The sequence below is a fragment of the Streptomyces sp. NBC_00234 genome (genome assembly GCF_036195325.1).
Lineage (GTDB): Bacteria > Actinomycetota > Actinomycetes > Streptomycetales > Streptomycetaceae > Streptomyces.
Map to the genome: position 1 here is coordinate 4,821,474 of NZ_CP108101.1, position 13,753 is coordinate 4,835,226.

The following is a 13,753-nucleotide window of genomic DNA, read 5'->3' on the forward strand; positions in this document are numbered from 1 at the left end:
GGCGGTCTGGATCGTCCGGAATCGGACGAGGACTGAGAAATGGGAATCCGCAAGTACAAGCCGACGACCCCGGGCCGTCGTGGCTCCAGCGTCGCCGACTTTGTCGAGATCACGCGGTCCACGCCGGAGAAGTCGCTGGTCCGCCCCCTGCACAGCAAGGGCGGCCGTAACAACGCCGGTCGTGTGACCGTTCGCCACCAGGGCGGTGGCCACAAGCGCGCCTACCGAGTGATCGACTTCCGTCGTCACGACAAGGACGGCGTGCCGGCCAAGGTCGCGCACATCGAGTACGACCCGAACCGCACCGCGCGCATCGCGCTGCTGCACTACGCGGACGGCGAGAAGCGTTACATCGTCGCTCCCCGTGGCCTGTCGCAGGGTGACCGTGTCGAGAACGGTCCGACTGCAGACATCAAGCCCGGTAACAACCTGGCGCTGCGCAACATCCCGGTCGGTACGACCATCCACGCCATCGAGCTGCGGCCCGGCGGCGGCGCGAAGTTCGCCCGTTCCGCGGGTGCCTCCGTGCAGCTGCTGGCGAAGGAGGGCACCATGGCCCACCTTCGTATGCCGTCGGGTGAGATCCGCCTGGTCGACGCCCGCTGCCGCGCCACGATCGGCGAGGTCGGCAACGCCGAGCAGTCGAACATCAACTGGGGCAAGGCCGGCCGTATGCGCTGGAAGGGCGTTCGCCCGACCGTCCGCGGTGTCGCGATGAACCCGGTTGACCACCCGCACGGTGGTGGTGAAGGCAAGACCTCCGGTGGACGTCACCCGGTCTCGCCGTGGGGTCAGAAGGAGGGTCGTACTCGTTCGCCGAAGAAGGCATCGAACAAGTACATCGTCCGCCGCCGCAAGACGAACAAGAAGCGCTAGGAGCGGGTTTAGATGCCGCGCAGTCTCAAGAAGGGGCCCTTCGTCGACGGCCACCTCATCAAGAAGGTGGACGTACAGAACGAGGCAGGCACCAAGAACGTCATCAAGACCTGGTCCCGTCGCTCGATGATCGTCCCGGCCATGCTGGGTCACACCATCGCGGTGCACAACGGCAAGATCCACGTCCCGGTGTTCGTCACCGAGTCGATGGTCGGCCACAAGCTCGGCGAGTTCTCGCCGACTCGCACCTTCCGCGGCCACGTCAAGGACGACCGGAAGTCGAAGCGCCGCTAAGCGCGGGGTGGAAACGACTATGACTTACACCGAAGGGACAACCATGGAAGCCAGGGCCCAGGCGCGGTACATCCGCGTCACGCCCATGAAGGCCCGCCGAGTGGTGGACCTCATCCGTGGCATGGATGCCACGGAGGCTCAGGCGGTCCTGCGTTTCGCCCCGCAGGCCGCGAGCGTGCCGGTTGGCAAGGTGCTTGACAGCGCCATTGCCAACGCTGCACACAACTACGACCACACCGACGCCTCTTCGCTGGTCATCAGCGAGGCGTACGTGGACGAGGGCCCGACCCTGAAGCGGTTCCGTCCGCGTGCTCAGGGCCGTGCCTACCGGATCCGTAAGCGGACCAGCCACATCACCGTGGTCGTCAGCAGCAAGGAAGGAACCCGGTAATGGGCCAGAAGGTTAACCCGCATGGGTTCCGGCTCGGCATTACCACGGACTTCAAGTCCCGTTGGTACGCCGACAAGCTGTACAAGGACTACGTCAAGGAAGACGTTGCCATTCGTCGCATGATGACGAAGGGCATGGAGCGTGCCGGTATCTCGAAGGTTGAGATCGAGCGCACCCGCGACCGCGTCCGCGTTGACATCCACACCGCCCGCCCGGGCATCGTCATCGGTCGCCGTGGCGCCGAGGCCGACCGCATCCGTGGCGAGCTGGAGAAGCTGACCGGCAAGCAGGTCCAGCTGAACATCCTCGAGGTCAAGAACCCCGAGGTCGACGCTCAGCTGGTGGCCCAGGCCGTCGCCGAGCAGCTCTCCTCCCGCGTCTCCTTCCGTCGTGCCATGCGTAAGAGCATGCAGAGCACGATGAAGGCCGGCGCCAAGGGCATCAAGATCCAGTGCGGCGGTCGCCTCGGCGGCGCCGAGATGTCCCGCTCGGAGTTCTACCGCGAGGGCCGCGTGCCCCTGCACACGCTCCGCGCGAACGTGGACTACGGCTTCTTCGAGGCCAAGACGACCTTCGGCCGTATCGGTGTGAAGGTCTGGATCTACAAGGGCGACGTCAAGAACATCGCCGAGGTCCGCGCCGAGAACGCCGCAGCCCGTGCCGGCAACCGTCCGGCTCGTGGTGGCGCTGAGCGTCCCGCCGGCCGTGGTGGCCGCGGTGGCGAGCGTGGCGGTCGCGGAGGCCGCAAGCCGCAGCAGTCCGCGCCGGCAGCCGAGGCCCCCAAGGCCGACGCTCCCGCCGCCGCTGCTCCGGCTGAGAGCACCGGAACGGAGGCCTGACCGAAATGCTGATCCCCCGTAGGGTCAAGCACCGCAAGCAGCACCACCCGAAGCGCAGCGGTATGTCCAAGGGTGGCACGCAGGTTGCGTTCGGCGAGTACGGCATCCAGGCGCTGTCCCCGGCGTACGTGACGAACCGCCAGATCGAGGCCGCTCGTATCGCGATGACCCGCCACATCAAGCGTGGCGGAAAGGTCTGGATCAACATTTATCCGGACCGTCCCCTGACGAAGAAGCCTGCCGAGACCCGCATGGGTTCCGGTAAGGGTTCTCCCGAGTGGTGGATCGCGAACGTCAAGCCGGGTCGGGTGATGTTCGAGCTGTCCTACCCGAACGAGAAGATTGCTCGTGAGGCGCTTACCCGCGCTGCTCACAAGCTTCCGATGAAGTGCCGGATCGTTCGGCGCGAGGCAGGTGAGTCGTGATGTCGGCCGGTACCAAGGCGTCCGAGCTGCGCGAACTGGGCAACGAGGAGCTCCTCAACAAGCTCCGCGAGGCCAAGGAAGAGCTGTTCAACCTCCGCTTCCAGGCGGCGACGGGCCAGCTCGAGAACCACGGTCGGCTCAAGTCCGTCCGTAAGGACATCGCCCGGATCTACACCCTGATGCGCGAGCGCGAGCTGGGCATCGAGACGGTGGAGAGCGTCTGATGAGCGAGAAGAATGTGACTGAGACGACTGAGCAGCGCGGTTTCCGCAAGACCCGTGAGGGTCTCGTCGTCAGCGACAAGATGGACAAGACCGTCGTCGTCGCTGTCGAGGACCGCGTCAAGCACGCGCTGTACGGCAAGGTCATCCGCCGTACCAACAAGCTCAAGGCCCACGACGAGCAGAACTCTGCCGGCGTCGGCGACCGTGTCGTCATCATGGAGACGCGGCCGCTGTCTGCGACGAAGCGCTGGCGCATCGTCGAGATCCTCGAGAAGGCCAAGTAATCCCTGAGGGGGTTTCCCCTCAGGACAGTTCCGCCAGGCTCGGTGGGGGTCCGCTCCGTAACGGAGTGGCCCCCGCCGGGAACCGGCAGACGATCAGGAGATAGACGTGATCCAGCAGGAGTCGCGACTTCGCGTCGCCGACAACACGGGTGCGAAGGAAATTCTCACCATCCGTGTTCTCGGTGGCTCGGGTCGCCGCTACGCGGGCATCGGTGACGTCATCGTCGCCACCGTCAAGGACGCAATCCCCGGTGGCAACGTGAAGAAGGGTGACGTCGTCAAGGCCGTCATCGTTCGCACCGTCAAGGAGCGTCGTCGTCAGGATGGCTCGTACATCCGCTTCGACGAGAACGCTGCCGTCATTCTGAAGAACGACGGCGACCCCCGCGGCACCCGTATCTTCGGCCCGGTGGGCCGAGAGCTGCGCGAGAAGAAGTTCATGAAGATCATCTCGCTCGCGCCGGAGGTGCTGTAAGCATGAAGATCAAGAAGGGCGACCTGGTTCAGGTCATCACCGGTAAGGACAAGGGCAAGCAGGGCAAGGTCATCGTTGCCTACCCTGCTCAGGACCGCGTCCTCGTCGAGGGTGTCAACCGGGTCAAGAAGCACACGAAGGCCGGCCAGACCGCTCGCGGTTCGCAGACCGGTGGCATTGTGACGACCGAGGCTCCGGTCCACGTCAGCAACGTGCAGCTGGTTGTTGAGAAGGACGGCAAGAAGGTCGTTACTCGCGTCGGCTACCGTTTTGACGACGAGGGCAACAAGATCCGCGTTGCCAAGCGCACCGGTGAGGACATCTGATGACTACCACCACAGCGCCGCGTCTCAAGACGCGCTACCGCGAGGAAATCGCCGGCAAGCTGCGTGAGGAGTTCTCGTACGAGAACGTCATGCAGGTTCCCGGTCTGGTCAAGATCGTGGTCAACATGGGTGTGGGCGACGCCGCCCGCGACTCCAAGCTGATCGACGGGGCCGTCAAGGACCTCACCACGATCACCGGTCAGAAGCCGGCCGTCACGAAGGCCCGCAAGTCGATCGCGCAGTTCAAGCTGCGCGAGGGGCAGCCGATCGGCTGCCACGTCACCCTCCGTGGTGACCGCATGTGGGAGTTCCTGGACCGTACGCTGTCGCTCGCGCTTCCGCGTATCCGTGACTTCCGCGGCCTGTCGCCGAAGCAGTTCGACGGCCGTGGCAACTACACCTTCGGTCTCACGGAGCAGGTCATGTTCCACGAGATCGACCAGGACAAGATCGACCGGGTCCGGGGCATGGACATCACCGTGGTCACCACGGCGACCAACGACGACGAGGGTCGTGCCCTCCTTCGTCACCTCGGCTTCCCGTTCAAGGAGAACTGACCGTGGCGAAGAAGGCTCTGATCGCTAAGGCCGCCCGCAAGCCGAAGTTCGGCGTCCGCGGGTACACCCGCTGCCAGCGCTGCGGCCGGCCCCACTCCGTGTACCGCAAGTTCGGCCTGTGCCGCGTGTGCCTTCGTGAGATGGCTCACCGTGGCGAGCTGCCGGGCGTGACCAAGAGCTCCTGGTAATTCTCCTTCGCCCTTTGGGCGTTGGGATTACCCGGAGACTCTCGGTAAGCATCTGGTCGGCAGGAGCCCCTCCTCGCATGCCGTAGGCTTGTGGGGTTGGGCGCCTGCCGCCCAAGACCGACTTACTACGCCGTAGGTCCCCGCACCGCACCCGTCCCGCCACTGAGTGGGGAGAGGGATGGCGCATACAGGAAACCCCGGCGAGAGAGGCCGAAGGCCAACTCATGACCATGACTGATCCCATCGCAGACATGCTCACGCGTCTGCGCAACGCGAACTCGGCGTATCACGACGACGTCGCGATGCCGCACAGCAAGATCAAGTCGCACATCGCGGAGATCCTCCAGCAGGAGGGCTTCATCACCGGCTGGAAGGTCGAGGACGCCGAGGTTGGAAAGAACCTTGTCCTCGAGCTGAAGTTCGGACCGAACCGCGAGCGCTCGATCGCCGGCATCAAGCGAATCTCGAAGCCGGGTCTGCGTGTATACGCAAAGTCCACCAATCTGCCGAAGGTTCTCGGCGGCCTGGGCGTGGCGATCATCTCCACGTCCCACGGTCTCCTGACCGGCCAGCAGGCCAGCAAGAAGGGCGTAGGTGGGGAAGTCCTCGCCTACGTCTGGTAGTCGGGAACGGAGGAATAGCTCATGTCGCGAATCGGCAAGCTCCCCATCCAGGTTCCCGCCGGTGTGGACGTCACCATCGATGGCCGCACGGTCGCAGTGAAGGGCCCCAAGGGCACCCTCTCGCACACCGTTGCAGCGCCGATCGAGGTCACCAAGGGTGAGGACGGCGTGCTCAACGTCGTTCGCCCTAACGACGAGCGTCAGAACAAGGCCCTTCACGGCCTGTCCCGCACGCTGGTGGCGAACATGATCACCGGCGTGACCGCGGGATACAGCAAGGCGCTCGAGATCAGCGGTGTCGGTTACCGAGTCCAGGCGAAGGGCTCCAACCTGGAGTTCGCCCTGGGTTACAGCCACCCGATCCTCATCGAGGCTCCGGAAGGCATCACCTTCAAGGTCGAGTCGCCCACGAAGTTCAGTGTCGAGGGCATCGACAAGCAGAAGGTCGGCGAGGTCTCCGCGAAGATCCGCAAGCTGCGGAAGCCCGACCCGTACAAGGCCAAGGGCGTCAAGTACGCCGGCGAGGTTATCCGCCGCAAGGTCGGAAAGGCGGGTAAGTAAGCCATGGCATACGGTGTAAAGATCGCCAAGGGTGACGCCTACAAGCGTGCCGCCCTCAAGCGCCGCCACATCCGCGTCCGCAAGCACATCTCCGGTTCGCCGGAGCGGCCGCGCCTGGTTGTGACGCGTTCCAACCGCCACATGGTGGCTCAGGTCATCGACGACGTCGCGGGCCACACGCTCGCCTCGGCATCGACCCTGGACGCTTCCATCCGTGGTGGCGAGGGTGACAAGAGCACCCTGGCCAAGCAGGTCGGGGCCCTGGTCGCCGAGCGCGCCAAGGCCGCAGGCGTCGAGGCCGTCGTGTTTGACCGCGGTGGTAACCAGTACGCCGGGCGGATTGCCGCTCTGGCTGACGCCGCCCGTGAAGCCGGGCTGAAGTTCTAAGCCCCGGTTCCTACGCACAGCGGACGTAACAGAGAGAGGTAATTCCAATGGCTGGACCCCAGCGCCGCGGAAGCGGTGCCGGTGGCGGCGAGCGGCGGGACCGGAAGGGCCGTGACGGTGGCGCAAGCGCCGCCGAGAAGACCGCGTACGTCGAGCGCGTCGTCGCGATCAACCGCGTCGCCAAGGTTGTGAAGGGTGGTCGTCGCTTCAGCTTCACCGCGCTGGTCGTGGTGGGCGATGGTGACGGCACCGTCGGTGTCGGATACGGCAAGGCCAAGGAAGTTCCCGCGGCCATCGCCAAGGGCGTTGAAGAGGCCAAGAAGAGCTTCTTCAAGGTTCCGCGTATCCAGGGCACCATCCCTCACCCGATCCAGGGCGAGAAGGCTGCAGGCGTCGTTCTGCTCAAGCCTGCTTCCCCCGGTACCGGTGTGATCGCGGGTGGCCCGGTGCGCGCCGTTCTGGAGTGCGCCGGCGTTCACGACATCCTGTCGAAGTCGCTCGGTTCTTCGAACCCGATCAACATCGTGCATGCGACCGTGGCGGCCCTTCAGGGCCTGCAGCGTCCCGAGGAGATCGCGGCTCGCCGTGGTCTGCCCCTCGAGGACGTCGCCCCCGCGGCTCTGCTTCGTGCACGTGCGGGAGCGGGTGCGTAATGGCTCGCCTCAAGATCACGCAGACGAAGTCGTACATCGGCAGCAAGCAGAACCACCGCGACACACTGCGTTCGCTCGGGCTCAAGCGCCTGAACGACTCGGTTGTCAAGGAGGACCGCCCCGAGTTCCGCGGAATGGTTCACACCGTCCGCCACCTCGTGACGGTTGAGGAGGTTGACTGACATGGCGGAGAACAGCCCGCTGAAGGCCCACAACCTCCGGCCTGCCCCGGGCGCCAAGACCGCCAAGACCCGTGTGGGTCGTGGTGAGGCGTCCAAGGGTAAGACCGCAGGCCGTGGTACCAAGGGTACGAAGGCTCGTTACCAGGTTCCGGAGCGCTTCGAGGGTGGCCAGATGCCCCTCCACATGCGTCTCCCGAAGCTCAAGGGCTTCAAGAACCCGTTCCGCACGGAGTACCAGGTCGTGAACCTGGACAAGCTCGCGACGCTCTACCCCGAGGGTGGAGAGGTCACGGTGGCCGACCTGGTCGCCAAGGGCGCTGTGCGCAACAACCACCTCGTCAAGGTCCTCGGACAGGGCGAGATCTCCGTGGCACTGCAGGTTTCGGTTGACGCCGTTTCCGGCTCCGCCAAGGAGAAGATTGCCGCTGCCGGCGGCACTGTCACCGAGCTCGTCTGAGACAACTCGGACAAGCTGGTGGCCTGAACATCCGACCGGGGATGCCTCTCATATGGGGCATCCCCGGTTGGTCGTTCCTAGGGGGGCATGGTCGCCGGTAAGGTGGCCAGCGTTGTTGTGTGCTGACCCCCTGGGCGTCCGCCCGGGGACCTTTGACTGTTACCTAATCGTCGATCCTCAAGACCGTCACCTCTACGCATTGCGCGGGGGTCGCAGGAGGCACCGTGCTCACCGCGTTCGCCCGGGCGTTCAAGACGCCCGACCTGCGCAAGAAGCTGTTCTTCACGCTCGGCATCATCGTGCTCTACCGTCTCGGGGCGCACATTCCCGTACCGGGAGTGAGCTACGAGAACGTCCAGACCTGTGTTGATCAGGCAAGCAAGGGCAACAACAGCCTCTTCGGCCTGGTGAACATGTTCAGCGGTGGTGCACTGCTGCAGATCACGATCTTCGCGCTCGGCATCATGCCGTACATCACGGCCAGCATCATTCTTCAGCTGCTGACCGTCGTCATCCCCAGGCTCGAAGCCCTCAAGAAGGAGGGGCAGTCGGGCCAGGGCAAGATCACGCAGTACACGCGTTATCTGACCGTGGCGCTCGCCATCCTCCAGGGCACCGGCCTGGTGGCAACCGCCCGCAGCGGGGCTCTGTTCAGCGGCTGTCCGGTCGCCGACCAGATCGTTCCCAACCAATCGATCTTCACGACGGTCGTCATGGTCCTCACCATGACCGCCGGAACTGCCGCTGTCATGTGGCTCGGTGAGCTCATCACCGACCGCGGCATCGGCAACGGCATGTCGATCCTGATGTTCATCTCGATCGCCGCCAGCTTCCCCGGCGCCCTGTGGGCCATCAAGACGAGCGGCAAGCTCGCGGACGGCTGGATCGAGTTCGCCACCGTCATCCTGATCGGCTTCGTGATGGTCGGGCTCGTCGTCTTCGTCGAGCAGGCCCAGCGCCGCATTCCGGTGCAGTACGCGAAGCGAATGATCGGACGCCGGTCCTACGGCGGTACGTCCACGTACATCCCGCTGAAGGTGAACCAGGCGGGTGTGATTCCCGTCATCTTCGCCTCTTCGCTGCTCTACATCCCGGCGTTGATCGTCCAGTTCTCCAACTCCACTGCGGGCTGGGCGACATGGATCAAGGATCACTTCGTCAAGGGTGACCACCCGTACTACATCGCGACGTACTTCCTGTTGATCGTTTTCTTCGCCTTCTTCTATGTGGCGATCTCGTTCAACCCCGAGGAAGTCGCCGACAACATGAAGAAGTATGGTGGCTTCATCCCGGGTATCCGGGCTGGTCGCCCGACCGCCGAGTATCTGAGTTACGTGCTCAACAGGATCACTTGGCCGGGCTCGCTGTATCTGGGTCTGATCGCACTCGTGCCGACGATGGCGTTGGCAGGCTTCGGCGGTGCCAACCAGAACTTCCCGTTCGGCGGGACAAGCATCCTCATCATCGTGGGTGTGGGTCTGGAAACCGTGAAGCAGATCGAGAGTCAGCTCCAGCAGCGCAATTACGAAGGGTTCCTCCGCTGATGCGAATCGTCCTCGTCGGGCCGCCCGGTGCCGGCAAGGGAACGCAGGCTGCGTACCTTGCCCAGAACCTGTCGATTCCGCAGATCTCCACGGGCGACCTCTTCCGCGCCAACATCAGCCAGGGCACCGACCTTGGCAAGCAGGCCCGCGCCTACATGGACGCAGGCCAGCTGGTGCCGGACGAGGTCACCATCGGGATGGCCAAGGACCGTATGTCCCAGCCGGACGCCGTCAACGGCTTCCTGCTCGACGGCTTCCCCCGCAATGTGGGGCAGGCCGAGGCTCTCGACGGGATGCTCAAGGACGAGGGCACCAAGCTGGACGCGGTCCTGGACCTCGAGGTCCCCGAGGACGAGGTGGTCAAGCGCATCGCCGGCCGCCGCATCTGCCGGAACGAGGGCTCGCACGTCTTCCACGTGACGTACAACCCGCCGAAGACCGAGGGTGTCTGCGACACCTGCGGCGGCGAGCTGTACCAGCGGGACGACGACAGCGAGGAGACGGTCCGTACCCGGCTCGAGGTCTACCACACGCAGACCGAGCCGATCATCGACTACTACAGGGCCCAGGGCCTGGTGGTCACCATCTCCGCGCTCGGCAAGGTCACGGACGTGACCGCGCGGGCCATGGAGGCGCTCAAGAAGTCCGACGAGGGCTGAGACCTCCCCGCATCACCTTCACAGTCGGCCGCGGCGCCTCAGGGCGTCGCGGCCGACTGTTTGCGCCGTATCGTGGGGTACGCCGCACCCGTATCCCTTAGACGCAGAGAGGCGCCGAGCAATGGTGCAGATCAAGACCCCCGAGCAGATCGCGAAGATGCGCGAGGCCGGCCTGGTGGTCGCTGCCATTCACGCCGCCACCCGCGAGGCGGCCGTGCCCGGCGCCACCACGAAGGACCTGGACGAGGTCGCCCGCAAGGTGATCGCCGACCACGGTGCGAAGTCGAACTTCCTCGGGTACGGCGGATTCCCCGCGACCATCTGCACCTCGGTCAACGAGGTCGTCGTGCACGGCATCCCGGACGACAAGACGGTCCTCAAGGACGGCGACATCATCTCGATCGACGCCGGAGCGATCATCGACGGCTGGCACGGCGACGCCGCGTACACCGCCTTCGTCGGTACCGGTCACGCCCCGGAGCTCGTCGAGCTGTCCCGGGTGACCGAGGAGTCGATGTGGGCCGGGATCGCCGCGATGAAGGTGAACAACCGCCTCGTCGACATCTCGAAGGCGATCGAGTCCTACATCCGCCGCCAGCCCCGCCCGGCCACCGGCAAGTACGGGATCATCGAGGACTACGGCGGCCACGGCATCGGCACCGAGATGCACATGGACCCGCACCTGCTGAACTACGTCTCCCGCAAGCGCGGCAAGGGCGTCAAGCTGGTCCCGGGCATCTGCCTGGCCATCGAGCCGATGGTGTCCCTCGGTACGGCGCAGACGAAGGTCCTCGACGACGAGTGGACGGTCCTGACGACCGACGGCACCTGGTCCTCGCACTGGGAGCACTCGATCGCTCTGACGGAGCAGGGCCCGCTGGTCCTGACCGCCCCCGACTGCGGTCGCGCCAAGCTGGCCCAGTACGGGATCGAGGCGGCGCCCGACCCCCTGGGCTGAGTGCGCGGGCGGGCGCTGGTTTTTGGATCAGCCGAAGTGGGCAAACTTGACGGATTCGTCTTTTCGAGTCCTCTGACGTAGACTGACTCGTCGGCTCTCGTGCATCCGTGTGTCCGCATACGGAAGCCGAAGTCGATCAAGGTAGCCGATTCGAAAGGCGAAGCGTGGCCAAGAAGCAAGGTGCCATCGAAATTGAGGGCACCGTGATCGAGTCCCTCCCGAACGCCATGTTCAAGGTGGAACTCCAGAACGGTCACAAGGTCCTCGCGCACATCAGCGGCAAGATGCGGATGCACTACATCCGTATCCTCCCGGATGACCGGGTCGTGGTGGAGCTCTCTCCGTACGACCTGACGCGTGGCCGGATCGTCTACCGATACAAGTAGATCTTGCCCGCACCGCGCTTCGGCGCGGTGGTGGCACTGACCCGGAGAACCTGACATCCCATGAAGGTCAAGCCGAGCGTCAAGAAGATCTGCGACAAGTGCAAGGTGATCCGCCGTCACGGCCGGGTCATGGTCATCTGCGACAACCTGCGCCACAAGCAGCGCCAGGGCTGAAGCACGACCCCCTGCATCTCGCAGACTTCGCGCGACGCACGTAATTCGTATACGCAGTGCTCGTCCAAGCCACGGCTGACGACACCTCCGGCGGGGGCCGGGGACCCGGACGTACCACCTCCGTACTTCGTACGAGAGGTCGGCGGCCGGGAGTGGCACTGTGGAAGACCCCCGAAATAACAACTGGAGCCATTGAATGGCACGCGTTTCAGGTGTTGACATCCCGCGCGAAAAGCGCGTGGAGGTTGCCCTCACCTACGTCTTCGGTATCGGGCGCACCCGGTCCAAGGAGATCCTCGCCACCACCGGCGTGAACCCGAACACCCGCGTTCGTGACCTGGCCGAAGAGGACCTGGTCAAGATCCGCGAGTACGTGGACGCCAACCTCCGCACCGAGGGTGACCTCCGTCGCGAGATCCAGGCCGACATCCGCCGCAAGGTCGAGATCGGTTGCTACCAGGGCATCCGTCACCGCCGCGGTCTGCCGGTGCACGGCCAGCGCACCAGCACCAACGCGCGTACCCGCAAGGGCCCGCGTCGCGCGATCGCCGGTAAGAAGAAGCCGGGCAAGAAGTAGTCCTCAGCGGACGCTATCCAGCGGTCTTCGCTGTAGGACCGATCACCTCCCCTCTCCATCTGGAGTCAAGACATGCCCCCCAAGGGTCGTCAGGGCGCAGCCAAGAAGGTGCGTCGCAAGGAAAAGAAGAACGTCGCTCACGGCCACGCGCACATCAAGAGCACGTTCAACAACACCATCGTCTCGATCACGGACCCCTCGGGCAACGTGATCTCCTGGGCCTCCGCCGGCCACGTCGGCTTCAAGGGCTCGCGCAAGTCCACCCCCTTCGCCGCGCAGATGGCCGCCGAGTCGGCCGCCCGCCGCGCGCAGGAGCACGGCATGCGCAAGGTTGACGTCTTCGTCAAGGGTCCGGGCTCCGGCCGCGAGACCGCGATCCGCTCCCTCCAGGCCACGGGCCTCGAGGTCGGTTCGATCCAGGACGTCACCCCGACGCCGCACAACGGCTGCCGCCCGCCGAAGCGTCGTCGCGTCTGACGCACGACGGCCGGTAACGGTTGTTGCGTTTCTTTCGGGTCCGGGCGGTATGTCTCTTCCGAGGCGTGCCGCCCGTACCCTTGTTCTACCTGTCGGGCATCAAATAGTGGGTGCCCACGACTGAAGGATTCTTCTCATGCTGATCGCTCAGCGTCCCTCGCTGACCGAAGAGGTCGTCGACGAGTTCCGCTCCCGGTTCGTGATCGAGCCGCTGGAGCCGGGCTTCGGTTACACCCTCGGCAACTCCCTGCGCCGGACTCTTCTCTCCTCGATCCCGGGTGCGGCTGTCACGTCCATCCGCATCGACGGTGTCCTGCACGAGTTCACCACCGTGCCGGGCGTCAAGGAAGACGTCACCGACCTCATCCTCAACATCAAGCAGCTGGTCGTCTCCTCGGAGCACGACGAGCCGGTCGTGATGTACCTGCGCAAGCAGGGTCCCGGCCTGGTCACCGCTGCTGACATCGCCCCGCCGGCCGGTGTCGAGGTCCACAACCCGGACCTCGTCCTGGCCACGCTGAACGGCAAGGGCAAGCTGGAGATGGAGCTGACCGTCGAGCGCGGTCGCGGTTACGTCTCCGCCGTCCAGAACAAGCAGGCGGGCCAGGAGATCGGCCGGATTCCGGTCGACTCCATCTACTCCCCGGTGCTCAAGGTCACGTACAAGGTCGAGGCGACCCGTGTCGAGCAGCGCACCGACTTCGACAAGCTGATCGTCGACGTCGAGACCAAGCAGGCCATGCGTCCCCGTGACGCCATGGCGTCGGCCGGTAAGACCCTGGTCGAGCTGTTCGGTCTGGCGCGCGAGCTCAACATCGACGCCGAGGGCATCGACATGGGCCCGTCGCCGACGGACGCCGCGCTCGCCGCCGATCTGGCGCTGCCGATCGAGGAGCTCGAGCTCACGGTCCGTTCGTACAACTGCCTCAAGCGCGAGGGCATCCACTCCGTGGGTGAGCTCGTGGCTCGTTCCGAGGCCGACCTGCTCGACATCCGCAACTTCGGTGCGAAGTCGATCGACGAGGTCAAGGCGAAGCTGGCCGGTATGGGCCTCGCGCTCAAGGACTCGCCTCCCGGCTTCGACCCGACCGCCGCCGCGGACGCCTTCGGTGCGGACGACGACGCGGACGCCGGTTTCGTGGAGACCGAGCAGTACTGATCCATCTCCGGCGGGGGTGTCCGGGATTCCGGATGCCCCGCGCCGGGGTGAGGCTTCGGCCTCGACCGCCGGACGGA

At 65.1% G+C, this 13,753-nt stretch carries 25 protein-coding genes; all 25 read left to right on the forward strand.

The genetic code is table 11. The annotated features are described in order from the left end of the window. Positions 1-39: 39 nt before the first annotated feature. The 25 genes from rplB to OG230_RS21470 all read left to right on the forward strand — a co-directional run bounded on the left by rplB (position 40) and on the right by OG230_RS21470 (position 13,676). Entirely contained in the window at positions 40-876 is an 837-nt protein-coding gene (rplB, locus tag OG230_RS21350; protein ID WP_003966957.1) for a 50S ribosomal protein L2, read from the forward strand. Between the two features lie 12 nt (positions 877-888). Then, entirely contained in the window at positions 889-1,170 is a 282-nt protein-coding gene (gene rpsS, locus OG230_RS21355) for a 30S ribosomal protein S19 (protein WP_003966956.1), read from the forward strand. Between the two features lie 43 nt (positions 1,171-1,213). Continuing rightward, positions 1,214-1,561: a 50S ribosomal protein L22 gene (rplV, locus tag OG230_RS21360; protein WP_004571827.1), complete on the forward strand. Its 348-nt coding sequence runs from the start codon at positions 1,214-1,216 to the stop codon at positions 1,559-1,561. After that, positions 1,561-2,400: a 30S ribosomal protein S3 gene (gene rpsC, locus OG230_RS21365; protein WP_328905324.1), complete on the forward strand. Its 840-nt coding sequence runs from the start codon at positions 1,561-1,563 to the stop codon at positions 2,398-2,400. Before rplV ends, rpsC begins: the two co-directional genes overlap by 1 nt. Positions 2,401-2,405: 5 nt before the next feature. Next, positions 2,406-2,825, forward strand: coding sequence for a 50S ribosomal protein L16 (rplP, locus tag OG230_RS21370; RefSeq protein ID WP_014154587.1), 420 nt, complete (start codon positions 2,406-2,408; stop codon positions 2,823-2,825). Beyond that, positions 2,825-3,049 (forward strand): 50S ribosomal protein L29, encoded by a 225-nt coding sequence (gene rpmC, locus OG230_RS21375; RefSeq protein WP_014047786.1) that lies wholly within the window; start codon positions 2,825-2,827, stop codon positions 3,047-3,049. The genes rplP and rpmC overlap by 1 nt, the downstream gene beginning before the upstream one ends. After that, positions 3,049-3,333, forward strand: a complete 285-nt coding sequence (gene rpsQ / locus OG230_RS21380) for a 30S ribosomal protein S17 (RefSeq protein ID WP_328905325.1) — start codon at positions 3,049-3,051, stop codon at positions 3,331-3,333. The genes rpmC and rpsQ overlap by 1 nt, the downstream gene beginning before the upstream one ends. 106 nt (positions 3,334-3,439) lie before the next feature. After that, on the forward strand, positions 3,440-3,808 hold the full coding sequence (gene rplN, locus OG230_RS21385) for a 50S ribosomal protein L14 (protein WP_003966950.1): 369 nt from the start codon (positions 3,440-3,442) through the stop codon (positions 3,806-3,808). A 2-nt stretch (positions 3,809-3,810) separates the two neighbouring features. Beyond that, complete coding sequence (gene rplX / locus OG230_RS21390; protein ID WP_111337423.1) at positions 3,811-4,134, forward strand: 50S ribosomal protein L24; 324 nt, start codon at positions 3,811-3,813, stop codon at positions 4,132-4,134. Then, positions 4,134-4,691, forward strand: a complete 558-nt coding sequence (gene rplE, locus OG230_RS21395) for a 50S ribosomal protein L5 (protein ID WP_073718383.1) — start codon at positions 4,134-4,136, stop codon at positions 4,689-4,691. Before rplX ends, rplE begins: the two co-directional genes overlap by 1 nt. Positions 4,692-4,693: 2 nt before the next feature. Continuing rightward, the gene (locus OG230_RS21400; protein WP_003948630.1) at positions 4,694-4,879 is read left to right on the forward strand and encodes a type Z 30S ribosomal protein S14; all 186 of its coding nucleotides are present in this window, start codon (positions 4,694-4,696) and stop codon (positions 4,877-4,879) included. A 224-nt stretch (positions 4,880-5,103) separates the two neighbouring features. Continuing rightward, positions 5,104-5,502 carry a 30S ribosomal protein S8 gene (rpsH, locus tag OG230_RS21405; protein ID WP_028439249.1) on the forward strand — a complete coding sequence of 133 codons (399 nt, stop codon included), beginning with the start codon at positions 5,104-5,106 and terminating at the stop codon, positions 5,500-5,502. Between the two features lie 21 nt (positions 5,503-5,523). Next, positions 5,524-6,063 carry a 50S ribosomal protein L6 gene (rplF, locus tag OG230_RS21410; protein ID WP_328905326.1) on the forward strand — a complete coding sequence of 180 codons (540 nt, stop codon included), beginning with the start codon at positions 5,524-5,526 and terminating at the stop codon, positions 6,061-6,063. A 3-nt stretch (positions 6,064-6,066) separates the two neighbouring features. Continuing rightward, positions 6,067-6,450: a 50S ribosomal protein L18 gene (rplR, locus tag OG230_RS21415; protein ID WP_328905327.1), complete on the forward strand. Its 384-nt coding sequence runs from the start codon at positions 6,067-6,069 to the stop codon at positions 6,448-6,450. A 47-nt stretch (positions 6,451-6,497) separates the two neighbouring features. After that, positions 6,498-7,103 (forward strand): 30S ribosomal protein S5, encoded by a 606-nt coding sequence (gene rpsE, locus OG230_RS21420; protein WP_056796577.1) that lies wholly within the window; start codon positions 6,498-6,500, stop codon positions 7,101-7,103. Beyond that, positions 7,103-7,285 carry a 50S ribosomal protein L30 gene (gene rpmD / locus OG230_RS21425; protein ID WP_003966943.1) on the forward strand — a complete coding sequence of 61 codons (183 nt, stop codon included), beginning with the start codon at positions 7,103-7,105 and terminating at the stop codon, positions 7,283-7,285. Before rpsE ends, rpmD begins: the two co-directional genes overlap by 1 nt. A gap of 1 nt (position 7,286) precedes the next feature. Continuing rightward, positions 7,287-7,742 (forward strand): 50S ribosomal protein L15, encoded by a 456-nt coding sequence (gene rplO / locus OG230_RS21430; protein WP_014047794.1) that lies wholly within the window; start codon positions 7,287-7,289, stop codon positions 7,740-7,742. Positions 7,743-7,966: 224 nt separating this feature from the next. Beyond that, positions 7,967-9,286: a preprotein translocase subunit SecY gene (gene secY / locus OG230_RS21435; protein WP_328905328.1), complete on the forward strand. Its 1,320-nt coding sequence runs from the start codon at positions 7,967-7,969 to the stop codon at positions 9,284-9,286. After that, positions 9,286-9,945, forward strand: coding sequence for an adenylate kinase (locus OG230_RS21440; RefSeq protein ID WP_328905329.1), 660 nt, complete (start codon positions 9,286-9,288; stop codon positions 9,943-9,945). The genes secY and OG230_RS21440 overlap by 1 nt, the downstream gene beginning before the upstream one ends. Before the next feature lie 121 nt (positions 9,946-10,066). Then, entirely contained in the window at positions 10,067-10,903 is an 837-nt protein-coding gene (map, locus tag OG230_RS21445) for a type I methionyl aminopeptidase (protein WP_328905330.1), read from the forward strand. A 164-nt stretch (positions 10,904-11,067) separates the two neighbouring features. Further along, on the forward strand, positions 11,068-11,289 hold the full coding sequence (infA, locus tag OG230_RS21450) for a translation initiation factor IF-1 (protein WP_003956442.1): 222 nt from the start codon (positions 11,068-11,070) through the stop codon (positions 11,287-11,289). A gap of 60 nt (positions 11,290-11,349) precedes the next feature. Next, positions 11,350-11,463: a 50S ribosomal protein L36 gene (rpmJ, locus tag OG230_RS21455; protein WP_003956441.1), complete on the forward strand. Its 114-nt coding sequence runs from the start codon at positions 11,350-11,352 to the stop codon at positions 11,461-11,463. Between the two features lie 196 nt (positions 11,464-11,659). Further along, positions 11,660-12,040 (forward strand): 30S ribosomal protein S13, encoded by a 381-nt coding sequence (rpsM, locus tag OG230_RS21460; protein WP_018490826.1) that lies wholly within the window; start codon positions 11,660-11,662, stop codon positions 12,038-12,040. Positions 12,041-12,112: 72 nt separating this feature from the next. Next, positions 12,113-12,517 carry a 30S ribosomal protein S11 gene (gene rpsK, locus OG230_RS21465; RefSeq protein WP_003956432.1) on the forward strand — a complete coding sequence of 135 codons (405 nt, stop codon included), beginning with the start codon at positions 12,113-12,115 and terminating at the stop codon, positions 12,515-12,517. A gap of 136 nt (positions 12,518-12,653) precedes the next feature. Beyond that, positions 12,654-13,676: a DNA-directed RNA polymerase subunit alpha gene (locus tag OG230_RS21470; RefSeq protein ID WP_024755423.1), complete on the forward strand. Its 1,023-nt coding sequence runs from the start codon at positions 12,654-12,656 to the stop codon at positions 13,674-13,676. Positions 13,677-13,753 lie beyond the last annotated feature (77 nt).